We start from the raw sequence: 26,200 nt of genomic DNA, 5'->3' as shown, positions 1-26,200 counted from the left end.
AATCGACTTACTTCTATAGCAAAAAAGCTCCTTTTTCGAGGAGCTTTTTTTTATGAAAACAATGGAATCTTATGTATCAAATATAGCTGAGCACAAGCCTTGGCGTCAGAGAGGGCATTGTGGTGGTCTAGCGGAATATCGTAACGGTCACAGCAAGCCGCTAGATTCACTTTAGAAAGTCCTTTTTTTCGGAAAATCTTAACGGTACATTCCCACTTGGAGCCAATATTTAGCTCATTGTAGTTTAAATCAAAAGCTGTCATAGTTTGGTACAGCACATTTCTGTCAAAAGACTCGTTATGAGCCACCACCTGACGCCCCTGCATAAGTTCTTTTACTTTAGGATATATGTCTGCAAAACTAGGTGCTAACAAAGTATCTTTGGCCGTGATACCATGCACTCGGGTGTTATGAAAATTATATTCATTATTTGGCGGCTGAATCAGCGTGTAGTATTCTTCTGCCACTAGGCCGTCTACCACCGAAACTATACCTACTGCACATGCACTGTCTGGATACGAAGTGGCAGTTTCAAAATCTATCGCAACAAAATTCAATGTCTTTCCTGTTTTAGTACTTAACGACAATTCTAATTAATTTTTATTTCAAAATCGCCATTTATCTTATTTTTTACTCAAAAAAACTTACCGAAGTTTTCGCTCCCATTGATAAGCCCTATTCTCTTTTTGTATAGTTCCATTTTCTATGGCGGTCTTTAGCTTTGGGTGTAAGTCGCCCCGTGAGGTCAAATGCCACATGCCGCAGTCGTCACAGCAATAAACTGTAGACGCGGAGTTAGACAAAAACCTGATGCGAGCCTCTATGAGGGCATCTACCGCCAAGTTTTCGGTCACATACGATCTTTTCGAACAAGAAGCCATAGTTTTAAATTGATTGTATAGTTTAACCTCCAAAATAGATGCAAAGTTCTACTATCTCTTAAAACCGCGTATCTACAGATATTCTGAGAGGAAATCGTGTTTTTAATTTTAGCTAAAAATAAGCTTTAAGAAGCCAAAAATACGGTATTTTATTTATGTTTGTAAGACCATCAAATATTTAGAATCCCAGAGAATGAAGTCCTTGCATTTTCTCTCAAAAACTTAATATAGATGTTAAATTTAAAACCATTATTGGAGGAGGCCGCACTCTGATATTTAATTTTCCTCAAAATGAAAAAAAATATCTCTCAAGTTATCTTTCTGTTAGTTTTTGCACTTAACTCAACGGCATTTTCCCAAAATCAAAATAGCTCAGAAAACAAAACACCCATGGAAAAACCCGCACTGAAAAATATTGGCATTCTGCTATTCGAAAACTTTGAGACTCTGGATGTTTTTGGCCCTGTAGAGATTCTCGGAAGGTTAAAAGACATGTACCAAATCGAATTTTACTCGCTAGGTGGTGGCATTATTAAGAGCACCCAAAATGTAAAAATAGTAACCCAAAAACTCACCGATGCCCAGAAATTCGACATTTTTCTGATTCCTGGCGGAATGGGTACACGACTAGAGGTAAACAACACCGAGATGATTTCGAAAATAGCTGCAATCTCAAACATTACGCCACATGTGCTCACCGTATGTACGGGCTCGGCACTATTGGCCAAAACGGGGCTATTAAACGGCCTCGATGCCACTTCTAACAAGCGGGCATTTGAATGGGTGAGCTCACAAGAAGCCAAAGTAAACTGGATAAAAAAAGCACGCTGGGCGGTAGACGGCAAGTTTTATACCTCTTCGGGTATATCGGCGGGCATGGACATGACCTTGGGTTTTGTAAGAGATATGCACGGCTTAGCCCTAGCCCGTAAAATAGCCTACGAAATAGAATATACCTGGCAAGAAGACAAAGAAATAGATGAGTTTTACTTGCAGGATTTGCCTAAGTAGTTTTTGGTTTTAGATGGTGAATGAAAAACCAAATACACAAAACCATTTATCTGACAGTGCATCCATTTGGGCTGAGGGAGTGATATTTTTACCAACCAATAAATTCACTGGTAATGAAACACAAAAAATATTTTATTTTAGTAGTGGTGTTAGCCTTATTTTCAATTTCTCTTTTTTCAAAATGTGGTGATAATTCTGAAATTTCTAAAATGAGCATTGATTCTGTTTTTGTCTCCACCATGGAATTACGGAATACTGTGCAATTAGACTCTGTTTACCTAAAGTTTGACAATTCACCTAGCAAATTTGTCGGGTTAAGGAGTTACTACAAAACAAGTTTCTTAGACATTAATCAATTGATTATAAAACCTAATCAAAATAACTCTGAGGTTATTATCTATTTTGAAGAAAACAACATTATGGACGAATTAAACGGTTTTCTAAATACATCAAACAGTTTTAAGGAAATTTCAAATAAGATTTATCTTGAAGCTCTAAAGAATATTAAGATTGATGTAATTAGCCAAAACTTAAAAGTAAATAGCCTAAGAATAATCGAACTGACCGTGTAAAACTAAAAATAAAGGCAAATAGAATTTAATTGCTATCAGACATTTATACTTTCATTTGTCCGAAAACCAATAGTCATTTACTCTTTGTAAAGAGACCAAACGGATCAGCTACCGTTTAGACAAAAGCAATCCACACATCGGTCTATTAATCCTCATTATTTAGCAGTGCAATCGCGAAGATGCCGAAGGGCCCTTTCCTCCACCCAAATAAATAAAAACCTTTTTTGACTCCCTGTTGCACTACTTAAAAGTCTAATTTTGAGTATGGAACCAATACAAAAACACTACAAAGTAGCTCAGGCCTTGGCTTGGTTTACTATCATATATAATTTGGCAGAAGGCATAATAAGCACCTTCTATGGTTTTGAAGAAGAAACCCTCTCACTATTTGGATTTGGGGTAGACAGCTTCATCGAGATGATATCGAGCATCGGTATATTGGTGATGATTTTCAGAATTGAGAAAAACCCAAACAGTCCGAACTCGACTTTCGAAAAAAAAGCCTTGCAACTCACCGGCTACTGCCTTCATGCCCTCGCCATTATTTTAGTACTGACGGCGGCCGTAAGTATTTACGAAGCTCACATTCCCCAAGACACCCTGCCGGGTATTATCATATCATGTGTTTCTATTGGTATTATGTATCTACTAATTAAAGAAAAAATCAAAGTGGGCAAGGCCTTAGACTCTGCCGCTATAGTGGCAGATGCCAACTGTGCCCGCGTGTGCATGTATATGTCTATGGTGCTATTGGGCTCAAGTTTGCTCGCATATTTTATCCAAATACCGTATATAGACGCCATCGGAGCCATTGGTATTGCGTATTTTTCTTACACAGAAGGAAAGGAATCTTTAGAAAAAGCAGCAGGAACGCACGATTGCTCGTGCCATGACCACTAACCATTAGGAAATCTATTACGACCTAAAATTGCTGCAAATCAATACGTACCCCCTTAAATTTAATCACCATAGCCCTGGCTAATTAAAATTAATTATCTGATTTATTGCAATTTAAGCCTTCATAACGAAGTTCTATTGAACAAACCGGGCTAAAAAAAAGTGGTAGCCGCAAAATGCAACTACCACTATACCTCCTAAACATATACTAAACTATTATTCTATAATCAAAACATGAGAGAAAGGCGTGATACCGGTCAAAAACACATGCATGCCCTCGGTGCGTAAGGTACCAAAGTGTGAAGTGTATTTTTCGCCTTCTATACCGCGTAGTCGGTTGTGTTTAAAGGTCCCTGGTCCAAACTTTATTTTGTCTTTCCCATACACATACGTACCTTCTGACTGCTCTAATGCAAAGTTACTTTCGCCATCAATTGGCTTAATACCAAGTAATTGACCACCTTCTTTAAAACACAACTCTATGGTTACATAAACACCTTTGGTGCCATCAACCTTAAATTCGAGTTCGTGTTTGCCTTCCTTTTCTTTTACTAATATCTGTGTTTCTAAATGCTGAACATTAGACTGCGGACGATTCTGAAAATCCATTTTATTCCAAAACCTGCCGTCTGTGCTTTCGCTGTGGGTGTAATCGCCATCTGCTTTTTTTAGATTATCTGGCAAGGGCTGATAATACGGTGCCTCTATTTTTTGAGAAAGCACGTAGGTATCGCCTACTTTTTTTATCCCCTGACTACGGAAATATCCGGTACTAAAAAAACTAGTAGAAAAACGTAGGTATTTTAAAATAGCCTCTCCTTTTCTAAAAGAAAAAATATTGGGACTCGACGACCTGCCTGAGGCAATCACGAGTGGCTGATCGGTTCCTCCAAATATAGTAGACGTGGTGTCACCTCTTCTGATTCTAACCAAATTGGTGGTTTCAAAGAAACGCTCAAAGTTGGTATCCAAAGCCTTTAGTTTGGGTAGGTTTTGTTTGTAAAGCGGGACTTCTTGGTAATAAAACAGCAACTCAGGAAGCACTTTTTCGTTAAAACCCGCCACCGACTCTATCGAGGTAGAGATAGCCGAAAACACACCGCTTTGGTCTTTGATGGCCATATATCTATAGTCGAGGTAATAATCAAGGTTATTTACCTGCATAAACTGGTCTTGCCTCCTCGAGTCAAACGAAACCAAGTCGCCGTTGGTCTCCATATAATAATACGTCATGGAGAGATTTCGCCTCACCAAATCAAAAAGTTCGGGTTTGTTCAATATCCTCGCTATGGCCAGCAAACTGGTGTTTACCACCTTGGCATAAATCATGCTGCGTTCGAGGTAATGGCCGTCTGCGTCCATATAAACCACCTCAGAAAGCCACTGCTCTATACGGTCCACATAGCCCTGATTGGGATAAACCGCATGTGCCCTGGCAAGAGCAGCCGATATAACCCAACGGTGGTTTGGCGTATGTACTCCTCCTACCCTAAGTCCCTCGGCGGCTTGGGTTATAAATGTCTTTAATAAGGCCTGTGTTTCTTTAAAAACTGGCGAAGTATTGCCCTTTAAAATAAATGCAGCCGCACAAATGGGCTCAAAAATAAAGGCGGTGTCTGGCGGCGAAGCCAGATTGCCTAAATCGAGTGTGCCATCAGGATTTTGATTTTTAACTAAAAAAGTTAATATTCGATTTAAAACCAGCACGAGTTCGTCTTTTCTGTGATAAACCGAACTGGGTTCTATATATGCAGCGGTAATATTGGCAAAGTCAAACCCTAAACTTCTTCTAACGTCTACTATTTCATTTTTAAAACCTGCGAGCAGTTTCTTAACCTCCTCGTTGTTTGCTTTGACTATTTCGTTAAAAGCAGGGTCGTGGATATTACGGCTTAGATTAGGCATCCCAAAAAACGGAAGTACGCTTAAAGCGGCACTTTGTTTCAAAAAGGATTTTCTTGAGATAGGATTCATTACATTTATATTCTGGTTGATTTTCAAATATAGTTTTTTCGAAATTCTAAAACCAAAATATAATATGTTTCATACAAATGAGTAGATAAGCAGGCAAATACACCCTATGAACCCTTATTATTATTTGACTAAAATGAGAAAAAAAACTACTGGTATCCGAATAAAAATAAATATTTTTTGTTCATTGTAACAGCCAGCACTGTTTGAACGCAATCAAAATTCTTTTTCGAAAACATTCCTAATATAAACTACTGATTAAAAGAATTTTGAGTGCGTGAGTTTGCTGGGTGCTGTTTTTTTTGCTTCGTTTTTTTTTGAAAAAAAATGAAGGCCTAGGCGGCAGCCGACACAAAGTAAGTAAGGTGTCATTTTCACTTAAGACAAAAAAGTAGCATGAATGGTAATTCGAGGCCAATTTGTTTCTAGAATATACTTTAGTCTGACACCAGTAAAAAAAAACATTTAAAATAAACTTAAAACTAGGTTTGGATTGTTATCAGTCAAATTGCAAATAAACCTATGGCTATCAAAAAAAACTCCCTCGTAGATAAAGAAAAAGAAAGGCAAGATTTGGGTTTTGGAACCAACGTAACCAGTCGCCAAGCCCGAATAATTAAAGCCAACGGGGAGTTTAATGTCAAAAAACTCGGCCAAAGTTTTAGTGCCAGGGTCAATGTTTACAACAAACTAATTTTGATGTCTTGGCCCAAGTTTTTTGCTTATATCATGGCATTTTACTTGTCTATAAACTTCATTTTTGCGAGTGTTTATTATTTTGTAGGAACTGAAAACCTAAAAGGCATAACCTCCGAAAACTCCCTCACGGCCTTTGGTGAGGCGTTTTTTTTCAGTAGCCAAACCCTCACCACAGTGGGCTACGGCCATGTAAGTCCAAGCGGTTTCTTAACTAGCAGCATCGCGGCGTTTGAGGCCATGATTGGCCTTTTGATATTCTCAATAATGACTGGCTTGCTCTATGGTAGGTTCTCTAGACCAAACCCGAAAGTCGTTTTTTCTGAAAATGCGGTAGTGGCTCCATACCTAAACATAAACGGCCTGATGTTTAGAATGGTAAACGAAAAAAACAACCAACTGATAAACGTAGAAGTCAGCGTGATTTTTTCAAGAAATGAACTTGACAATGGCGAAATAAAACGAAAATACTACAACCTAGAACTTGAAAGAAAACAAGTGAAGTTTTTTGCGATGGCCTGGACCGTGGTACATCCGATAACCGAAAGTAGTATTTTATTCAACGAAACGGCAGAGTCATTGGCAGAAGCAGACGCCGAAATATTGATCTCTTTGGAAGGTACAGATGATACTCAAGCCGACAAAGTGCATACTCGCCGCTCATATTTGTACGAAGAAATACTTTGGGGCCACAAATTTGACAACATACTTTCTCCAGTAGACAACACCTACGTGATAGACCTAAATAAAGTAGGAAAAACCATAAAAGCAGAGCTCAATTCTTGATTTTCAATTTAAATCACAAAACCTCCACACAATAACACCCTCATTATCATACATTTCTGTATGTTTTTTTCTTTTATTAGAATTTTTATTGAATAAGATGCAACCTTCTAATTGATTGCGACATCTATTTGAGCGAACACCTTTTAGGGTTGTTTACCAAGCCAAATACTTAAAATTGAAAGATTTCTAAGTCATTGAAAATTAATAAAAGTCATGAAAGCCATTCAAACCTAAATAATAACCACTTGTGTATAATACATTACCTTGTTATGCATAATACTATTAGCTTTGAATCAAAATTAAAAGAGCTATTACTCGCCCCGCTGAAAAATGCGGGGCACATTTAAAAAACAACACATGAAAAAGTTATTACTATTAATTTGCCTTATCGGGGCAACCATGAATTCCTTTGCCCAAACCAACCGGAAAGTTACGGGTACTATTCTCGACGAAAAATCTGAGATACTGCCGTTTGTAAATGTGCTATTATACACAGCAGCAGACAGTTCGCTTGCAAAAGCCGTCACCTCTGACATAGAGGGAAACTTCGTTTTGGAGCCTTCGAAAGACAATGCCTATTACCTGAAAATAAGCATGGTGGGTTACCAAGACTTGATTACACCCAAGTTTGTTATCAATTCCCAAAACCCGAGCTTTGCATTTCAGCCGCTTAAACTTCAAGTAGCAGAAAACGCTCTTGCGGAGCTACAAGTGGTAGCAAAAAAGCCATTTATAGAGCAGCAAATAGACAAAACTGTGGTCAATGTAGAAAATAGCATAGTGGCTTCTGGTAGCACATTGCTTGAGATTTTGGAGAAATCACCCGGTGTGGTGGTGGACAGACAGAACAACGCCTTGAAACTAAAAAACAAAACGGGGGTAACCGTTATGATTGACGGCAGGAGAAATTACCTTTCTAACGAGGCTTTGATTCAGTTTTTAAATAACCTAAACAGTGAGCAGGTGGTTTCTATTGAGATAATCACTAACCCATCGTCTAAATATGACGCACAAGGAAACTCGGGAATAATCAATATCAAACTTAAAAAGAACCAAAACTTTGGTACAAACGGAACATTGACGCTCTCAGCCGGAAATACTTTTCTGCCCAATGCACCAAACGACATCACGAGACTTTCGACTAACTTAAGCCTTAACCACAGAACCGAAAAGTGGAATATTTATGGAAATATAAACCCAGGCAGAAACAAATGGTACAACGACAATAACTTGGTTAGATCAACCAACTATGAAAGCCTGCGATCGGAATTTGACCAAGTGTCGCAAAGATTGGGTAGTGGCGGATATTTGAATGGTAAAGTGGGTGCTGATTACTTTTTAAGCAAAAAAACCACACTTGGTGCCATGATAGATGTAAACAAATGGGATGGAAAAGGCAACAGTACAGGCCTTACAAATATTGTAGAAATACAAAATGGTACCCGAACAGCCAGTTCATTAATTCCGACTTCAAATTCTACTAATTCTGAATTTAACATTACGACAAACTTTAACTTAAAGCATAATTTTGACGAAAACGGAAAAGAAATGACCGTTGACCTTGACTACAGTGGGTTTAACAACAGCGGTAATCAAAACTTCGACAACAGGTTTTATGATGCTAACCAAGTTCAAACGAGCTCACTTATTCAGCGAAACCCTATTTCAACTATCATTGACATATTTGCCATAAAAACTGACTTTAGCATACCTACCAAAAGCAAAGCTAAAATAGACTTTGGTGCCAAAAGTAGTTTTGTAAAAACTGACAATGATTTCACGTTTGAACAATTGACAGATAACCAATGGGTAAATGATGCCGGCAAAACCAATCACTTCATTTACAAAGAGTTTGTAAACGCAGCTTACATAAACTACGGAAAACAATTTAAAAAAGTAGGCATCCAAACTGGCCTAAGAGCAGAATATACCAAGTCTGAAGGTAATTCGCTTACGCTAAACAAAGTAGTGCCGAGAGAGTATTTGAGCTTATTCCCTACTTTGTTTATTAATCAAAAAATTGGAGAAAAACATGCTACCCGTTATAGCTACAGCCGTAGAATAGGAAGACCTAACTATCAGCAGCTTAATCCGTTCATATTTTTCTTAGACCCATTTACATTTCAAAAAGGAAACGAGTTTTTGACACCTGAATTTACCGATAACTTGGAGTTTACGTATACCTACAAAGACGCGGTTTCGCTTTCGCTTGGGTATGCTCATACGAGAGACAACATGTTTGATATTATAGAGCAAGAAGATATCACGAGAAAGACGTTTCAGACGACTACCAACCTACAAAAAGTAGAGAACTACTCAGCTAACTTATCGTTTCCGATACCTGTGAGAAAATGGTGGATGATGAATAACAACATGAGTGTATACTACACCAGATACCGTGACAACAACGTGAGCGGCGGCGTGTTAGACTTAGGTCAAGTAGCCTACAATTTTTATACAGGAAATACTTTCACTTTCAAAAAAGACTGGTCTGCGGAGTTAAGCATGTGGTATAACTCGCCCAATATTTTTGGAATCATAAAACAAACTAAGCCTCAATATGCCGTAAATGCAGGAATCCAGAAGAAACTTAACAAGTCTTCGAAACTTAAATTGAGTGCAAACGACATTTTCCTTACCTCGTTTTTTAATGGAAAAATCGACTATCAAAACATAGACTTAAAGGTAAGCAACCGTTGGGCCAGCCGTAGAGTATCGCTTACGTATACCTACAACTTTGGAAACCAAAACGTGAAAAGTGCAAGAAGAAGAAGCACCGCCACAGACGACCTTAAAAACAGAGCAGGAGGCAATAGGGGTTAATTTTGAATAATATATAATTTACGTATAAAGACACTTTCCGTTTGGAGAGTGTTTTTTTGTGCTTCATATCAATTTTTATACGCGGAATATTCTACTCCATTTGGGGTAGGATTGTCTATGATATTTTTAATCACAAGATCAAATTCCTTCAAAAACTCTCCTTTGCTTAATTCCGCCTTTTTCTTTTTACTAACACCCACTACTGTATAGTTTGTAAGTTTGGTTAAAGTCAGTACACACGAAGTAGAATCTATTTCTTTGAGGTTTGCGGTAGTTGTGAAATAATAAGAGCCGCTAGATGAACTATTTATTATGATTTTCTCAAATCTTAAAACTGTAGAATCTACTGCTTGACCATACTGATAGCTCATTCTGTTTGTCAACAGTTCCTTTTTAGAAAATGGCAAACCATAGTCTTTATCAAAATCCCAGTTGGGTTCAATATAAACTTTTGGTTGACTCGTAGCAAAAAAAGAGAATATACAAACAGTAGAAACAAAAGACTTAAATGGCCTATTAAACAAAATTAATTGATCTTTGGTGATGCTATAAAACCTGTAAGAGATAGGCAAAACCAATAATGTCCATAAATCTGAATAGTCTATCACTCTACCAAACCCAATGCCAGTATTGGTAAAGAGCGTGTTTATAAAAAGAGTAGATGCTTCTGTTTTCCAAAAAATAAAAAAGAGAAACGTAAAGATGTAAATTGACTTAACATTTGATTTAAAAACCAAACTCCAAAACCATGGGAATAAAATAAGACCTACTAAATCTGAGAGTTTTCCCGTTATAGAATTATTAAATCGGGCCTTCAAATAAAAATCATTTTCTAATAACAGGGTTAAACTTAGTACAAAAACCAGCCAAATGTATCTTTTTATATAAGTGTGTTTCATTGTTTAAGTATGTTTTAAAAGCTGTTTTGTAAAAACGAATAATTTTAATTTAAATTTAGGAAAAACATTTTCATTTTACTTTAAAAACAAAAAAAGGGAAAACCATTGGCTTCCCCTTTACCTTCAATCTCACCTAAACTATAACTTGCTAACTTTTTTAACCGAAAACGGAATGTTATACGCCACTTGCGTTTCGCAGTAGTCTTCTACTACCATTGAGCAGCAGCCTGTGTCTATGTTATATCTATTGTCTATCAATACTTGATAGGTACCGATGGCATCTACCGTGTATGTATTGCTCGTAGCTCCTTCTATATTTACACCATTTTTTTGCCATTGGTAGGTCGTGTATCCTTCTGGAGCAGTTAGTTCTTTGGTTGTTTTTTTGCTTGTACAAATACTCGCTGCCAACATTATGTTGGTGTTTGCGTAGTCGTCTTCCGTAACTGAATCGTCATAAGGCGACGAATCAACGTCTGGTGCAGACATGTAACTTACCCAAGCTGGTATTTGTTGATATCCGCCCTCCATTGTATTTACTCGTAATGCAAGTTCTAAAGTAGCAGTATCACTGTTTGTTATCGATATTCCCGTCCAAAGTCCGTTTTGGAAAGTACCTTGAGAAGGTGTAGCCGAAACTAATTGAAAATTAGAAGAAATACTGTCTCTCACCTCGATATTAACCGAAGAAAATTGTTTGTCTTGTCTAAAGACCTTAACTGTAAATGTTATAACCTCGCCAAACTTCATTTGACGAATAGCCGAAGTAGTTTTAGTGATGGCAACATCTACAGCTGCTATCTGACTTTTTGCTACAGCAGATGTAAATTCGCCAGCATGTGCTTGAACATTAATGATAGACAAAACGAACAGGATAGCTGCTGATTTTCTAATTAAGTTTTTCAATGTTAATGTACTGTAAGGCTTCATAATCGTAAAATTTATAATTGCATTTGCCTTAAGTATTTCAATTAGTGTACCTAAAAGTGAGGTTTGGGAGGTTTAATTAGTAAGCGGTGTCATTTGGAAAAAATGTAGTGCGAAAAATTATTGAGCGGTACCAAATGGGTGTATATATGTTGTGTTTAGCCGAACATTTATATCAGGAAAAAACCGTACCAAAAAATCAATATGGAGAAGGAAATTTGACCAAAAAATGAAATTCTAATCTTGTGCTACCGCTTGATAACTAAAGCTTTAAAAAATATGATTTGTAATAAAAAAAAGCGTATTTCGCGGCTTTTTTACCAAAACCAAAAAAATAAGGCTCTTAGTCACATGTAATAAAAAACTTAGATTTGTTGCAAAAATTCCAAAAAGCATATTCTGGAAAATCATTCCAAAATATGGAAAATGAAATATTAGACATAAAAAAAGCGAGACCGAAGCCCCGCTTTTATATACTTTTTCTCACAATCTCTTTCTGCCTTATCGAAGTTCTTTCTTTAATATTTTACCTGTAGCACTCATGGGCAATGCAGCTATAAAACTGATAATCCTCGGATACTTGTATGCTGCTATTTTGCTTTTAGTCCATTCCCTTAAATCTTCTTCGCTTATGGTCTGCTCAGGTTTTAAAACCACGAATGCTTTTATCTCCTCTCCTCGCTCATTGTCAGGCACACCTATAACTGCTACCAACGAAACCGCCGGATGCTGCATCATGACTTCTTCTATCTCTCGCGGGTACACATTTAAGCCTCCTCTTATAATCATGTCTTTGGTTCGGTCTACTATAAAATAGAATCCGTCCTCATCTTGCACCGCCACATCACCCGAATATAGCCATCCATCTTTCAGCGTTTCTGCATTTGCCTCAGGTTTATTGAAATAACCCTTCATTACATTTGGCCCTCGGTAAATCAGTTCGCCCTTTTGGGCTTGTGGCACTTCGTTTCCTTCAGCATCCACCAGTTTTACATCTACACCCCACATAGGCGTACCTATAGAGCCCGGCTTGCAGCCTACTTTTTCCTGATTGAAAGTCACCACTGGCGAGCCCTCTGACATGCCGTAACCTTCGAGTATATCTACTCCAAAGCGAGTTTTGAAATCTTCTAATACCTGAACCGGCAATGACGCACCGCCCGAAATCGTCTTCCTGAGATTTTTAGCTATCTCGGCATAATCAAACTCTTCTCCGGCGTAGTTTACCAAACCCCAATACATGGTAGGAACACCACCAAAAACTGTCACTTTATGCTTTTGCATTAACCCAAAAACGGCCTGAGCGTCAAACTTGGGCAACAACACACAATGAACCGACTTATAAACTGCCGAGTTCATCATACAAGTCATGGCAAAAATATGAAACAGTGGCAATACGATCAGGTTGGTATCTTTTTCAGAGTACTCAAAAAGCTCAGCTGTGGCCACTGCATTCGAAAACAAATTTATATGCGTTAACTCCGCACCCTTGGGTCTTCCTGTGGTACCCGAGGTATAAATAATCACGGCGGTGTCTTCTGACGAAGTAGCCACAGATTCAAAAACCGGTGACTGCCCCTGCATTAGGCTACCTAAAGTACCATGCCCTTCAAACGGACTTGGGTCTGTGGGCTGTGCAGTAATGGTATAAAACTGCTCACAAGAGTTGGCTTGGTTAAAACCTGCAATTCCCATTTTGGCCATTGGCAAATCTGGCGTACCTATAAAACACAAGTACGCTTTTGCTTCACTATCTGACAAATGATATGCGATTTCGTCTTCTTTTAACAACACACTCAAAGGAACCACCGTCGCTCCGGCTTTTAAGATACCGAAATATATGATAGGAAAATACGGCACATTGAGACAGCTAAGGGCTACTTTATCGCCTTTTTTTATTCCTTTATTTACCAATCCATTGGCCACCTGGTTAGCCGCTCCGTTTAGTTGGGCATAGGATAGCGTAGTATCCATAAAAGTCATGGCCTTGGCAGCAGGCGTACGCTTTGCAGCTTGGTCAAGCAGTATTGATAAATTGAGCATAATGTTTTTTTATATTTTAAAATTGATAAACCATGGCATTACAGTGCATTCCGGCACCAACTGATGCAAAAACCACTTTGTCGCCTGGCTTAATGGTATAACCTTCTAATTCTCCTTTTAGTATTAAATCTAACATAGTGGGTATGGTGGCCACCGAAGTATTTCCTGTAAACTCTATCGTAGTCGGAATTTTACCTTCAAAACTCAAACCTTCAATGCCGTACATTTGGGCCAAATTATTTGCAAAAGCATGTAGCATTTTTCCGTTTGCTTGGTGAAACAAAAACATGTCGATATCCGAAGCGTCCATTCCGGCTTTATCTAGAGCATTTTTGATAACTTTTGGCACCCAAACTGTCGCATATTTATAAACGTCTTTTCCATTCATTTTAAATAAGGTAGGAGCCGTAATCTCTTTGTTATATGATTTGTCAAGATAAATACACCCGAGGTCTTCTTGTGCATGCGAGTAGGTTGCGTAAGAAATGATGCCTTTTTGGTCATCAGAGCCTGCTTGAACTATGGCAGCACCACAGCCATCTGCCAAAATCATAGAGTCAAGGTCATGCGGATCCAGCAAACGCGAAGCTACTTCAATGCCCACCACCAAAACGTTTTTGGCATCACCCATTTGTATGGCCTGATGTGCCTGTATGATTCCCTGAAGCCAGCCCGGGCAGCCGAATAGCATATCGTAAGCAAAGCACTCGTGATTCTCTATTTTTAGTTTATGTTTTAACAAAGCCGCCATATTTGGCACCGTGTGAAAACCGTCACGACCTTCAAGCATATTTCCTGCATTGTGAGCCACTATTATGCCGTCAATTAAGTTTCGGTCTTGTCCCCAATCTGCTATAGCTGCCTCTGAAGCGTCAGCCATAAGAGGCACAGAATCTCCCGTTTCAGCGATATAACCACGCTCTTTTATACCCGTTATTTGCTCTAGCTTGGCTATTATTTCCTCGGTAGGCTTAGGATTTGGCACGCCGTTTTCATCCATAAAGATATTATTGAGAAAATAATCATTCTTTATTCTCCTTTCGGGTAGTTTGGTGCCAGTGGCTTTAATTATCGTTTTCAAATTTTTATTTTTAGTTTATAAATCAACAGTGTATTTTTTGTGCAAAAGTAGCAAATAAGGCCTTTAGTTATTAATTGGAGGCCTATATGCTTGAAACGGAATTTTGAGCATTGGCCCAATGTGCTCATTTTCAGCAGGGTCCATATAAGTATCTATTCCGTATTTTATTTTATCTCCATCTAATTCTCGGTAGGTCCCAAACAGCCTATCCCAAACTGCGAATATATTGCCGTAGTTGGAGTCGGTGTACGGTTGGGTATAATGGTGATGTACATGGTGCATATTGGGTGTCACTATAAAATAACTCAGCACCGAGTTTAATGTTTTTGGCAGCGAAATATTAGCATGATTAAACTGCGAAAGCACTACCGAAATAGATTGGTACATAAAAACCATCCACATAGGTGCACCCGTAATAACCACAGCGATAGTGGTAAAAATAAACCTAAAAACGCTTTCACCCGGGTGATGCCTATTGGCCGAAGTGGTGTCTACATGTAGGTCTGAATGGTGTATTAGGTGGAACATCCACATCCATTTTACCTGATGCTCGAGCCAATGAATAAAATAGGCTCCAATTAAATCTAAAACCATGAGTCCCAAAATGGTATAAACCAAAATTGGCATTTCGGGGAGCCAGTTGATTATTCCAAAATGATTTTCGATGGCCCAGTCTGATGACCGAACCAAAATAAACGCCAAAGGCAGGTTGACCAAAATACTGGTAATGGTAAAGAAAATATTAGTTACGGCATGCTTACCTTTTTGGTATTTAAATTTAAATAAGGGAGCGGCGTTTTCTATGAGCCAAAAAAAAGTAATACCTCCTATTAATAGAATAGAGCGGTGCGAACTCGGAATAGTCGCAAAATAATTAATGATATTTTCCACAGGTTTATAGTTTTTATGTTGATGTACAATAATACAAGATATTTTTAATATTTTCTTGTAATTTTCTAACAATAACGCAGTATTGATTGAAACTGTTTTATTCTATTTTTCTTAATTATTAGGACATAACATTACATAAGAAGTAGTTTTAATAAAAAAAACAGACACAATTGCGTCTGTCTTTCAAGTCTTCAAAAAATACAAAACATGAAATTATTTAATGCTATAACTCACCGAGTTTGTGAAAACCCCTTGGTTCATTATATGGAAATCCTTAAATGATTTTTCGGTAATGTGAGCAAACTGCGTGCTGCTCAGCGAATTTGGCAATCCAGTTATTATAGACCTGTAAAAAGTCTTATTGGTTTTAGCATCCATAATCTGAATCAAAAACGACTTCCCTTTTGTGACTTTTCTTGTGGCTCTTATTTGCTCTACATTTCCATCATAAAAAGTCTCTAAGTCTTTTAGTGCAACTTTAGAATCGTAAATTTTGTAAAACACCAAATAGTCAGGTCTTTGATTGTCTAAAATCCCCCCTTTGCTTATGAGTGAATTTACGAGCAATTCCTTTATTTGGTCATTTTGGTTTTGAGCCAAAACTACATTAAAGGTTTCTAGGCTTGGCTTCTCAAATGTCTTGTCTGATGTAACAAACTGATTAAATGAGGTTTTCGAGCAACTACTCAAAAAAACAAGCCCCAAAATCATTCCTATAAAACCCTTCATCTTACCTGCATATTATTATGATGCAAATATAAGAATATTACCAATAAAATATAATTATTCAAATATTATTTTTTGATTTACCAATATTAAATAATTTTAAACTTTACCCTATATTTCCTCAAAACTTTAACCGAAACAATAGCAAAAATAACACTTGGCCCAGTCCAAAGTATCATATTGCCTAGGGCAGGGAAGTTTTCTGGTAAAAACCTCGGTACAATATTTACACAAAAAGCCGTAAGTGCGGCAGAATATGCACCGATCATTTTGCCTCCATGAGCAAAAAACCAATGCATTTTAAGCTCTTCTTTGAATTTCAGATAGAACCTTAAGTCGCCGAAGGAATTAAGGATGCTTACTATTCCAAACACAAAAAACAAGTAAACCAAAGGAGAGTCAATGCTAAGTTTAAACAAAAGCACATTGCCATAAACCAACATTATAAGGCCCGAAATACCTACCAAAAATGCGGCTGTAATGTCATACCAAGTGGGCACGAGCCCTTTTTTCATTTTTAACATTCGCTTGCCTGACCAAGTTGGATAAAAACTCACGATACCGATAGTAAGGAAAAACTGATATTTTAATAAAGTAGGATTAAGTATAAAAAACAATAACGTGGTCACGAAGATAACTACCATAGACCAGTAAAAAATAATACCAGAAACATTATGAACTTTGCCGCCTTTTTTGCCGTATGACATTGCCACCATACCGGATACTAATGATAAAAAACCTGCGATTACATGAAGAGCGATTCCTGATTTGTAAAGTAAATTTTCCATTTGTTTTGTATTTTTTGATAACCAAAACTATAACCCTAAAAACTCAGCTGCAAACTGAAGGGATAAACACCAAGCCTTTGGGAGAAATGACAAGAATTTGGGATTAAAAGTAAGCCTTTGGGATGTTTGACAAAGCAGAAAACACTTTTAAGCGACAATTCAGTAATTATAACTTCTCATAAATATTTAGAAAAAACGCATGGTCTAAGCAACAAACCAAGTAATTTTAGCGTCTATTTAGTATAAAAACATATTTAATAAAATGGGAAACTTGGGCGGTACTGAAATATTCTTAATTGTATTTGTAGTGTTATTTTTTTTCGGAGCAAAAAAACTTCCAGACCTTGCCAGAGGATTGGGCAAAGGCATAAAGGAATTTAAAGATGGCATGAAAGAAGTGACCGAAGTAAAAGAAGAAGAAAAACAAATAACTAAGTAGACTAGAAAGTCTCAAAATAAGCAAGAATGGATCGTAAAGAATTTTTAAAAAAGAGTATAACCAGCTTTGGAATGTTTTCAATCTTGCCAGTTTTAAATGCTTGCGAGAGTAAAACTGTTAGCACAGACAATCAGACAGATTCTACAAATATAGGTTCAACCAATGGAACTTCGCCGGGAGATTGCTCAGTAACCAATGCTGAAACAGCAGGCCCTTTTCCAATTAAAGATGCGGCTTCTTTGGTAATGAATAATATAAAAGGAGATAGACTGGGAATTCCTTTAACTTTAAAGATCAATATAAAAAACATAAACACAAGTTGCGGAAACTTACCTAATGTGTTAGTTGATGTATGGCATTGTGACGCAAAAGGTGAATATTCTGAATATGGTGGCACTGGATTACAAGCTGCAAACAATACCAACGTGCATTGGTTAAGAGGAAGACAAACCACAGACTCTAACGGCCTAAGTACTTTTGAGAGTATTTTTCCAGGATGGTACAGCGGCAGAGCTCCACACATTCATGTTCATGTATATACTTCAGGAGGGAAATCGCTATTGGTAACTCAAATTGCCTTTCCAAAATCAATTTGTGACACCGTTTATACTACCGCTAGCGACTACAAATCAAAGGGCATACAAGACACTACAAACGAAATTGATAATGTATTTAGAGATGGATTTGCAAACGAAATGGGCACTTTAACAGGAAGCGTTTCTGAGGGATATGTTTTAACTCACAATATTGTAGTGTCGGCTTAAAACCTTTATAACTAGTTAAACTGCTTTATATGGTTCGGAAAAACGGGGCTTTCTTTTTTGAAAAAAATCAGACTCAAATTGGAACAAGCTCAAGATTAGTATATTCTAATGTGAACTCTGAATTAGACAAAGAATGCTTGACCGATTATTTAAATACGTTTTACCATATATTTTTGGAGCACAAACAGGATTTTAAATTTTTATTGGCAGAAAGTGAAATATTACTACTTATTCCAATAACAGGTGCAATAGAAATAACCAATCAAAACACAGCTTACATTACCGCTGGAGAGGTTTATACTTTAAAAAATCGCTCTAGGTCATTTTGCATATCGAACCCACTAATCAACCAAAAGGTAGATGTCTTAATACTGATACTTGCAACCCAATTAAAGGTCCATGAAGATCTCAAAAAATTCAACTTTATGGAATCTAATTTTCATAGGCTTTTTTCAGACTTGAATTCAGAAATTTGGATTTATAAATTATCGAATAGGGATGAGAAAAAACTTGGATTTGAAACGCAAAAAAATACCTTTATTTATTGCATTTGGGGTGCTTTTGAAATAGAAGGTAGACTGATCCAAAAAAATGAGGGTCTCACTATAACCAATACTTCGACTTTAGAGATTGAATCAATAGAAGAAAACAGTATTCTTATTTTTTTTAAAGAAAATGTTATTATTTGAGATTTTCCACTATCACCGAATACTTCCGAGCCACAGGCACTACTATTCCATTCTGTTTTAAATGCAGAAAATAACCTTGTGCATTGCCACTGACGCTTTCGGTGTGGCTAAGGTTTGCGATATACGAGCGATGCGTTCTTAAAATATTTTGATCCTTTATTTGACCTTCTAACCTAGTCAAACTACTCCTGAGCAAAAACTTCTTTATTTCTTTTTCTACCAAATAAAAAATAGTGCAGTAGTTATCTGCTGATTCTATATATAAAAGCTCTTTGTTTTTTAATTCTAAAAAATCTTTGCCATTTTCTGCAACTAAAACGAGGCTTTCGTCTGACTCAACATCTACTTTTTCGTGAATAACGACGGGTTTGCTGTATTTCTTTAATTTATAGATATAGTCTGCTAACACCCAAAATACAACAGGAAAGAAGGCCATTACTAATACATACCAAAACGAAAGAAGTAGATTATTTAAACTTAAGTTCCACTTCAAAATCAAACTTCCATAAAGCATATTGCATATAGAAATACAAAGGAGGAGAAATAAAACATTGAGTATTTCTTTCCAAACCACCCAATTTTTCTCTTCAAAAAAACGAGGGAAAAGTGCAGGGAAAATAACTCTACTTGCAAATGTGCAAAATGTAGTGACGGCACCAAACCCCAGAATCTTTAGGTTTTTGTTGGGATCTTGCCACTCTGCCATATCAAATGGCTGAAAAAACACAAAAAACAAGAACAAAAACAATCCTTCGGCCGCCGAATGCATCAAAGACTGCCACACCGTGCGGTCTCTAACCGGGTAAGGCTGAAGAAATATGTTTAGGAGCTTTTTCAGAAGCTTTCAGATATTTGAGTAAAGAAGTTTTTTAGAGAATCGGGATAAACCAAAACCATAAATACCACACCCCACAAACCGCCCCAAAGGTGAGCCATGTGATTGACATTGTCTGACTGTCGCTTGTCCATATAAACCGAATATGCCACATAGACCATCGCAAAAATATATGCGGGCATAGGTATAGGAATAGGAAAAAGCATCAGTTTAGTAAGTGGAGACAAGATAATACTTGCAAAAACTATTGAAGAAACCCCACCGGATGCACCAAGCGAGTTATAATACGGCTGGTCTTTTTTCTGTAAAAAATCAGGGATATTTGCCACAATAACTCCTAAAACAAAAAGTCCTATGAAGTAGATATTGGCCAAAGCCCCAAAATAATAGGAGAAATAAGCCTCCACAGCACCACCAAACAGATACATGGCGTACATGTTTAAAAACAAATGCAGGTAGTCGGCGTGTATAAAGCCCGAAGTAAGCAAACGGTAATATTCTTTATATCTACTTACTTTAAATGGATTGTGAATCAACTTGTACATCAGGTTTGAGTCTTTAAATGCAAAAAGACTAACTGCTACAATAGCTATAATTAAAATAATATTTATGGACATAATTAATGTTCTCTGTTTAATAAATCTTCTGCAAAACTCCTGATTACCTGTTTTTTATCTTCTGACACATTGAGTTTTTTCAATGAATCAAAGGCTAAATTAAAATATCCATGCATGGCCTGCTCAGCATCTTGCTTCACACCTATGGTATCAAAAATCGCCTTTACTGCAGTTACTTTTTCAGTGTTATCAAAAGTTTCTTTTTGTAGCCAAGTGTTAAGTTCTTTTACAACCCCAAACTCTTCGGCTTTTTCGAGGGCATCTATCATTAGCCACGTTTTTTTGTTTTCTATGATGTCGCCGCCTATTTGCTTGCCCACCTTGGCTTGTTCGCCGTAAACATCCAAAATATCGTCTTTTACTTGAAAACCTAAGCCCAAATTTACTCCTATACTGTAAAGTAAGTCTACTGATTCTTGGTCGGCCCCGGCTACTATTGCTCCTAGCTCGAGAGCAAAGCCCAAAAGCACGGAGGTTTTTAAACGGATCATTTCGATGTATTCCTCTTTACTTACGTTTTCTTTGGAGGCAAACATCATATCGAGCTGCTGACCTTCGCACACCTCGGCGGCGGTACGGTTAAATCGCTTAATTACATGTTTGAAATTAGCATCTTCTACCTCCGCCAAAAGTTCGTAGGCGGCCACTAACATTACATCTCCCGATAGAATTGCGGTATTGGTATCCCATTTTTCATGAACAGTTGCTTGGCCACGTCTAATCGGAGCCTGGTCCATGATGTCGTCGTGCATGAGCGTGAAATTATGAAAAACCTCCACCGCTAAGGCCGGTTTCACGGCTTTTTGCCAATTGTAAAGCCACAGATTGGCTGACATCAAAGTCAGTGCAGGCCTCAACCTTTTGCCACCAAGGCTCATAATATACTCCAATGGATCATAGAGTTCTTGAGGATGATTGCCGTATTTATGTTCAGCTATCTCTTTATTTATAGCTTCTAGATATAATTTCAATGCCATTAAAAAAAATTGTATTAGTTACAATTAACAAAACTACTTGATTAGGGTTTACGAAAAGCAATAAAAAGTTTATTTTAACATAAAAAGTTTTAGATAAACGCTCATATCAATCAAAACAAAAAGCTATTATTGGCTAAAAGCTATTTTATCAAATTCATTAAACTTATAAAAAGGACTGGTTTTATAATTAATCACTTCAAAAAACGCTGCTGCAATCGATAAAGCGGATAACTGATAGCCAAAAATATCAAGGCAAACTGACTACTCTTTAGGTCTTGCAAAACCGCACCTACCAAAAACAAAACCGAACATATCAACAATATATATGGAATATATGGGAAAAACGGCACTTTGAATGGCCTTGATAAGTTTGGCTCCGACTTTCGGAGTTTTATTAGGGATGCAAAACCCGCTGCATAACTCATCACAAAGAAAAAAGTAGCGATGTCAGACAAAACCGCACATATATCTTTACCTGCCAATATTAACAAAACAGAACCCAAAGTTGTAATTGGCATGGCCACAGAAGGCGTTCCTAATTTGTTGACATATTGCACGCTTTTATGAAATAGCCCGTCTCGGCTCATTGAAAAAATAACCCTCGGAGCAAACATGATTTGGGCATTGAGCATTCCTAAAATAGAAAGCATCAAAAAGAAGGTAACCACCTTGGCTGACTTGGCTCCAAACATAAGCAAAACAGCATCAGCCGCGGCCAGTTTTGAGTTGGCCAAAATATCTATCGGTATCACATACAAAATAGCCGCATTGACGAGCAAATAAATTCCTATGACGACAGAAACACCTATCATCATCGATTTTGGCAGGCTTTTTGTAGGGTCCGCATTTTCTTCGGAGAAATAAGAGGCTGTATGCCACCCATCGAAGGTATAAAACACTGCCTGAAGTGCTGCGATTACCCCAAAAAGTAGTGCTGATTTTTGAACTTTCTCCGTAGTTTTTTGCAGCAAACTGTAATCCAAATCTTTACTATACACAAAACATAAGACCACAAATATTAATAAGCCGATAGCCTTCAAAAAAGAAAGGATTTCTTGTGACCTCCCACCCGATTTTGTACCTGAAAAATGAAAACCAGTAAGCACAGTTAATATACCGATAGCTATCCATCTAATATAGGGCTCAAAATCAGGCAATAACAATATAATGTACTCGCTCATGGTGTAGCCTCCAAAACCCAAAGCCGCCACTGTGCCTAACCAACTGGTAATGCCCGTTAAAAAGCCAAAATAGTTACCAAATGCCCTTCTGGCGTAGATATACCACGAACCGGCCTGTGGCATAGACACCCCTAACTCGATAGCACAAAGCACTCCAAGAAAGGCATAAATACTCACCAAAACCCACACGCCCATAATTAACCATGGGTCACCTAATAGAGCGGCTATCGGCCCTGGTTTCCTTAATATTCCTGTGCCTATAGTACCACCAATAGTAACGGCTATTCCGAACCCCACACCAAGTAGTTTCAATAACTGATTTTCGGACTTTTCTTGCATCGTTTTTATCTAATTTTAATGCAATATAATAAAAAATAAAAACTTGTGTTTTTAATAATTAGTGGTAGCAAAAATTGTACTTTTCAACTTTTACAGTATTAAAATTTAGCAAAACAACTATTCTCACAACATTTTAATATAAAAAATTTGTTTGTTTGAAATTCTAAATTCTTATTTGCACTCATTTTTTAAAAATTAACAAACTATTAACATTTTATTTATGAAGAAAATTTTGCTTCTAATTGTGGGGCTAATTGTTTTCTTTTCGGCTAGCGAAGCCTTCGCTCAGGGAAAGAAAGTTTCAGGTAAAGTTACATCTTCAGAAGATGGATCTGCTTTGCCAGGTGTCACAGTAAAAGTTAAAAGTACCAACAAGGGTACACAGACTGATTCTAATGGGTCATACTCAATAGAAGTCTCTCCAAACGAAACACTAGTATTTTCATTTATCGGCATGGCTACTTCTGAAGTTGCGGTTGGTAACAAAACTACGGTAAATGTTTCACTAAAGTCAGACGAAACTATGATGGAAGAGATGGTAGTAATCGGTTACGGTACCGAAAAAAGAGCCAACAACACAGGTTCACTTACTTCTATCAAAGGAGAAAAAATTTCTGGCCTTATCACTCCTAACTTTGCAAGCCAATTGGGCGGTAGAGCGGCTGGTGTGCAGGTTTCTGTTCCTAACGGTCTTTTGGGCCAAGCTCCTAGAATCAGAATTAGAGGTACAAACTCTATCTCGTCGGGTGCCAGTCCACTTATCGTGATTGACAACGTGCCAGTAGCAACTAACCCTTACGGTGGCGTAGGTGCATCTGATCCTCTTTCTGATATCAACCCAAGTGATATCGAGTCGTTTGAAGTATTAAAAGACGGAGCTGCAACTGCTATCTATGGTTCAAGAGCTGCAAATGGCGTAATTTTGATTACTACTAAAAGAGGTAAAGGAAACAAAGGTAAAATGGCGGTTAACTATGACGTAAGTGTAGGTCAAAACAAAGCAGTAAGCACACTTGACCTATTAAATGCGGCTGATTTCATTACAATCGCCAACGAAAAATTCACGAATGCGGGTCAACCTATCCAAGCTGTAGCTGACGGAAAAGGTACTGACACTGACTGGCAAGATGTAATTTTTAGAAAAGGATTTGTTCAAAGTCATAACTTGTCTCTAAATGGAGCAAATGACCAAACTAACTATTTCTTCTCTATGGGTTACTTAAACAACGCGGGCTCTATCGTAAGCAATAACATGACACGTTATAACTTCAGAGCAAATTTAGACCACAATGTAAACAAGTGGTTAGCCGTAGGAACAAACTTAAGCTACACAAGCTCACAGTTTACAAACCTAAACACAGGTTCTAATGCCCTTTCGGGTAACGTAATCGGTGCAGCGAGATTATTGCCAAACGTATCTCCTTTTGACGAAACTAACACAGCATTTGCTGGATATAACATAACGCCAGACGGTGCTGCATTGGGTAGAGGTGCTAACTTAAGATCTGTAGATAACAACTTCACAAACATTGCGTTTATCCTGGCCAACAATAAGTATGTTACAAACAATAACCGTATTATCGGTAATGCATATGGTGAAATAACTGTTCTTCCAGGACTTAAAGTTAGATCTCAAATAGCAACTGACCTTCTTACACAAGATGACTTCCAAAGCCTAGACTCAAGACATGGTGATGGTCGTGGTTCTAACGGACTTATTTTACAAAGATTCCGTCCTGTTAAATTATGGAACTGGCAAAACACCGTGAGCTACAACAAGGCAATCGGAAACCATAACATCAACTTTGTAGGTGGATTAGAATACCAAAAAAGAACTTCGAGATATTTTGATGCACAAGGACAAGGGTTTTCAGAGATTTTCTTCCAAGAAAACAACCTAATCAGTGGTAGCTACGGAACTCAATTATCTGGTGGTGGTTTTATCCAAGATGCGTTTGATTCGTATTTTGGAAGAGTTAACTACAACTACGCAAGCAAGTACTATTTAAGCTTAACTGCTAGAAATGACGGTTTATCCTCGCTTCCATTAGCTAACCGTAGAGGTACTTTCCCTGGTGGATCAGTAGCTTACCGTTTGTCTGAAGAATCTTTCTGGAAAGAAAGCACAGCAGCCAAGTACATTAACGATATCAAAATCAAGGCATCATATGCAGTAGTGGGAAACACTAACATCGGTTTCTTCCCTTACTTAGGAACATTTGGTGCATCTCAGTATGCTTCTCAAACGGGGATTGCGTTTGACAACACAGGTAACCCTGATTTGAAATGGGAAAAAAGTAGCAAGACTAACTTTGGAATTGACTTAGGTCTTTTCAATAGCAGAATTAAACTATCAGCGGATTACTTCAGCAACAAAGTTTCTGACCTGGTATTATTTGCTCCTACTGCCAACTCACTTGGTCTTCCTGGAAACGGTATCAACAAAAACATCGGTGCCATGACAAACTCTGGTTTGGAATTCACTATCGATGCAAACGTGCTTAAGAAAGGAGATTTTGAATGGGATATGAGTGTTAATTACTCAAAAATCAACAACAAAATCACGGCATTGAATAACAATGAAGACATCATCGGAACTTACCATATCAACAGAGTTGGGTATTCTATAGGGTCATTCTACGGATATACTTCTGCGGGTGTTAACCCAGCAAATGGTAACCCTATGTGGTACAAAGGAGACGGTCAAGGAAACCTAACGTCAACGATTGTTCAGTATAACATAGCTGGAAACAACTATAGAGAGTACAACCCAGCTGAACCAGGTGATGTAAGCAAAGCATCGACTTTGAGTGCCGTAACTGACAGAACTATCCTTGGAAACTCTAATCCATTGTGGATGGGTGGTTTTACAAACAATTTCCGTTACAAAGGATTTGATTTTGAAATATTCTCGAGATTCCAAGGTGGAAACATGGTAATGAACGTAACGAAACAAGAAACCCTATTAAACATGGGCTTCCAAAACAACGGTCAAATCATAATGGACAGATGGACAACCCCAGGGCAAGTGACCGAAATCCCTAGAGTTTGGACAGGTCGTGAAGCTGCCATAAACACTACTGGAGCGGCTTCTACAAGATTTCTTGAAAAAGGTGATTTCTTCAGAATCCAAAACATAGTTTTAGGTTACAAAGTACCGGCTTCTATTTTGTCTAAAATAGAAAAAGCAGGAATCAAAAGCTTAAGAGTATATGCTACGGTTCAAAACCCACTGATATTTACAAAGTATACAGGTCTTGATCCTGAAATTAGCACAAATACTGGAAACAGTGATTTTGGTGTAGATGCTAACGCAAACCCAATCATCAAAACTACTTCATTCGGAATTAACCTTGGACTGTAAAAA

The 26,200-nt window shown here is 37.6% G+C and carries 23 protein-coding genes; 9 read left to right on the top strand and 14 right to left on the bottom strand.

The window, feature by feature from the left end; translation table 11 throughout:
- Positions 1 to 50: 50 nt before the first annotated feature.
- Positions 51 to 557, bottom strand: coding sequence for a 3'-5' exonuclease (locus tag ACFOOI_RS19070; protein WP_379839676.1), 507 nt, complete (start codon positions 555 to 557; stop codon positions 51 to 53).
- Between the two features lie 87 nt (positions 558 to 644).
- Complete coding sequence (locus ACFOOI_RS19065) at positions 645 to 881, bottom strand: hypothetical protein (RefSeq protein WP_379839675.1); 237 nt, start codon at positions 879 to 881, stop codon at positions 645 to 647.
- Positions 882 to 1,172: 291 nt separating this feature from the next.
- Here ACFOOI_RS19065 and ACFOOI_RS19060 point away from each other — a divergent pair, with 291 nt between their 5' ends.
- The 3 genes from ACFOOI_RS19060 to ACFOOI_RS19050 all read left to right on the top strand — a co-directional run bounded on the left by ACFOOI_RS19060 (position 1,173) and on the right by ACFOOI_RS19050 (position 3,364).
- Entirely contained in the window at positions 1,173 to 1,892 is a 720-nt protein-coding gene (locus tag ACFOOI_RS19060) for a DJ-1/PfpI family protein (RefSeq protein ID WP_379839673.1), read from the top strand.
- Positions 1,893 to 2,005: 113 nt separating this feature from the next.
- Positions 2,006 to 2,464, top strand: coding sequence for a hypothetical protein (locus tag ACFOOI_RS19055; RefSeq protein ID WP_379839672.1), 459 nt, complete (start codon positions 2,006 to 2,008; stop codon positions 2,462 to 2,464).
- A gap of 264 nt (positions 2,465 to 2,728) precedes the next feature.
- Positions 2,729 to 3,364, top strand: a complete 636-nt coding sequence (locus ACFOOI_RS19050; protein ID WP_379839670.1) for a cation transporter — start codon at positions 2,729 to 2,731, stop codon at positions 3,362 to 3,364.
- A gap of 213 nt (positions 3,365 to 3,577) precedes the next feature.
- Here ACFOOI_RS19050 and ACFOOI_RS19045 read toward each other — a convergent pair whose 3' ends face one another.
- The gene (locus ACFOOI_RS19045; RefSeq protein ID WP_379839669.1) at positions 3,578 to 5,335 is read right to left on the bottom strand and encodes a hypothetical protein; all 1,758 of its coding nucleotides are present in this window, start codon (positions 5,333 to 5,335) and stop codon (positions 3,578 to 3,580) included.
- A 519-nt stretch (positions 5,336 to 5,854) separates the two neighbouring features.
- Here ACFOOI_RS19045 and ACFOOI_RS19040 point away from each other — a divergent pair.
- A complete protein-coding gene (locus tag ACFOOI_RS19040; RefSeq protein WP_379839668.1) occupies positions 5,855 to 6,814 on the top strand; it encodes an ion channel in 960 nt (319 codons plus the stop codon).
- A 357-nt stretch (positions 6,815 to 7,171) separates the two neighbouring features.
- Positions 7,172 to 9,637 carry an outer membrane beta-barrel protein gene (locus tag ACFOOI_RS19035; protein ID WP_379839667.1) on the top strand — a complete coding sequence of 822 codons (2,466 nt, stop codon included), beginning with the start codon at positions 7,172 to 7,174 and terminating at the stop codon, positions 9,635 to 9,637.
- Positions 9,638 to 9,705: 68 nt separating this feature from the next.
- Here ACFOOI_RS19035 and ACFOOI_RS19030 read toward each other — a convergent pair whose 3' ends face one another.
- The 7 genes from ACFOOI_RS19030 to ACFOOI_RS19000 form a co-directional block, all read right to left on the bottom strand.
- Complete coding sequence (locus ACFOOI_RS19030) at positions 9,706 to 10,536, bottom strand: hypothetical protein (protein ID WP_379839666.1); 831 nt, start codon at positions 10,534 to 10,536, stop codon at positions 9,706 to 9,708.
- A gap of 138 nt (positions 10,537 to 10,674) precedes the next feature.
- Positions 10,675 to 11,466: a hypothetical protein gene (locus tag ACFOOI_RS19025; protein WP_379839665.1), complete on the bottom strand. Its 792-nt coding sequence runs from the start codon at positions 11,464 to 11,466 to the stop codon at positions 10,675 to 10,677.
- A 498-nt stretch (positions 11,467 to 11,964) separates the two neighbouring features.
- The gene (locus ACFOOI_RS19020) at positions 11,965 to 13,506 is read right to left on the bottom strand and encodes a long-chain-fatty-acid--CoA ligase (RefSeq protein ID WP_379839664.1); all 1,542 of its coding nucleotides are present in this window, start codon (positions 13,504 to 13,506) and stop codon (positions 11,965 to 11,967) included.
- A 16-nt stretch (positions 13,507 to 13,522) separates the two neighbouring features.
- Positions 13,523 to 14,587: a 3-oxoacyl-ACP synthase III family protein gene (locus tag ACFOOI_RS19015; RefSeq protein WP_379839662.1), complete on the bottom strand. Its 1,065-nt coding sequence runs from the start codon at positions 14,585 to 14,587 to the stop codon at positions 13,523 to 13,525.
- Between the two features lie 63 nt (positions 14,588 to 14,650).
- Positions 14,651 to 15,478 carry a sterol desaturase family protein gene (locus ACFOOI_RS19010; protein ID WP_379839661.1) on the bottom strand — a complete coding sequence of 276 codons (828 nt, stop codon included), beginning with the start codon at positions 15,476 to 15,478 and terminating at the stop codon, positions 14,651 to 14,653.
- A 213-nt stretch (positions 15,479 to 15,691) separates the two neighbouring features.
- Positions 15,692 to 16,207, bottom strand: coding sequence for a hypothetical protein (locus ACFOOI_RS19005; RefSeq protein WP_379839660.1), 516 nt, complete (start codon positions 16,205 to 16,207; stop codon positions 15,692 to 15,694).
- 86 nt (positions 16,208 to 16,293) lie between these two features.
- Complete coding sequence (locus ACFOOI_RS19000; RefSeq protein ID WP_379839659.1) at positions 16,294 to 16,992, bottom strand: hypothetical protein; 699 nt, start codon at positions 16,990 to 16,992, stop codon at positions 16,294 to 16,296.
- Positions 16,993 to 17,254: 262 nt separating this feature from the next.
- Here ACFOOI_RS19000 and tatA point away from each other — a divergent pair, with 262 nt between their 5' ends.
- From tatA to ACFOOI_RS18985, 3 genes are read left to right on the top strand one after another with little or no spacing between them, the layout of a single operon-like run.
- Complete coding sequence (gene tatA / locus ACFOOI_RS18995) at positions 17,255 to 17,431, top strand: twin-arginine translocase TatA/TatE family subunit (RefSeq protein ID WP_379839658.1); 177 nt, start codon at positions 17,255 to 17,257, stop codon at positions 17,429 to 17,431.
- A gap of 26 nt (positions 17,432 to 17,457) precedes the next feature.
- The gene (locus ACFOOI_RS18990; RefSeq protein ID WP_379839657.1) at positions 17,458 to 18,195 is read left to right on the top strand and encodes a dioxygenase family protein; all 738 of its coding nucleotides are present in this window, start codon (positions 17,458 to 17,460) and stop codon (positions 18,193 to 18,195) included.
- A gap of 29 nt (positions 18,196 to 18,224) precedes the next feature.
- Positions 18,225 to 18,884 carry a pirin family protein gene (locus ACFOOI_RS18985; RefSeq protein ID WP_379839656.1) on the top strand — a complete coding sequence of 220 codons (660 nt, stop codon included), beginning with the start codon at positions 18,225 to 18,227 and terminating at the stop codon, positions 18,882 to 18,884.
- On the opposite strand, the gene ACFOOI_RS18980 is transcribed toward ACFOOI_RS18985, so the two are convergent.
- The 4 genes from ACFOOI_RS18980 to ACFOOI_RS18965 all read right to left on the bottom strand — a co-directional run bounded on the left by ACFOOI_RS18980 (position 18,877) and on the right by ACFOOI_RS18965 (position 22,833).
- A complete protein-coding gene (locus ACFOOI_RS18980; protein WP_379839655.1) occupies positions 18,877 to 19,590 on the bottom strand; it encodes a LytR/AlgR family response regulator transcription factor in 714 nt (237 codons plus the stop codon). The genes ACFOOI_RS18985 and ACFOOI_RS18980 overlap by 8 nt on opposite strands.
- Positions 19,591 to 19,718: 128 nt before the next feature.
- Entirely contained in the window at positions 19,719 to 20,336 is a 618-nt protein-coding gene (locus tag ACFOOI_RS18975) for a rhomboid family intramembrane serine protease (protein WP_379839654.1), read from the bottom strand.
- A gap of 2 nt (positions 20,337 to 20,338) precedes the next feature.
- A complete protein-coding gene (locus tag ACFOOI_RS18970; protein WP_379839653.1) occupies positions 20,339 to 21,313 on the bottom strand; it encodes a polyprenyl synthetase family protein in 975 nt (324 codons plus the stop codon).
- 191 nt (positions 21,314 to 21,504) lie between these two features.
- A complete protein-coding gene (locus tag ACFOOI_RS18965) occupies positions 21,505 to 22,833 on the bottom strand; it encodes an APC family permease (protein WP_379839652.1) in 1,329 nt (442 codons plus the stop codon).
- 220 nt (positions 22,834 to 23,053) lie between these two features.
- On the opposite strand from ACFOOI_RS18965, the gene ACFOOI_RS18960 reads away from it, so the two are divergent.
- Positions 23,054 to 26,197 carry a SusC/RagA family TonB-linked outer membrane protein gene (locus ACFOOI_RS18960; protein ID WP_379839651.1) on the top strand — a complete coding sequence of 1,048 codons (3,144 nt, stop codon included), beginning with the start codon at positions 23,054 to 23,056 and terminating at the stop codon, positions 26,195 to 26,197.
- Positions 26,198 to 26,200 lie beyond the last annotated feature (3 nt).

It is taken from the genome of Lacihabitans lacunae, from assembly GCF_042649125.1.
Lineage (GTDB): Bacteria > Bacteroidota > Bacteroidia > Cytophagales > Spirosomataceae > Leadbetterella > Leadbetterella lacunae.
This window is presented reverse-complemented; position numbering and strand designations above follow the sequence as displayed.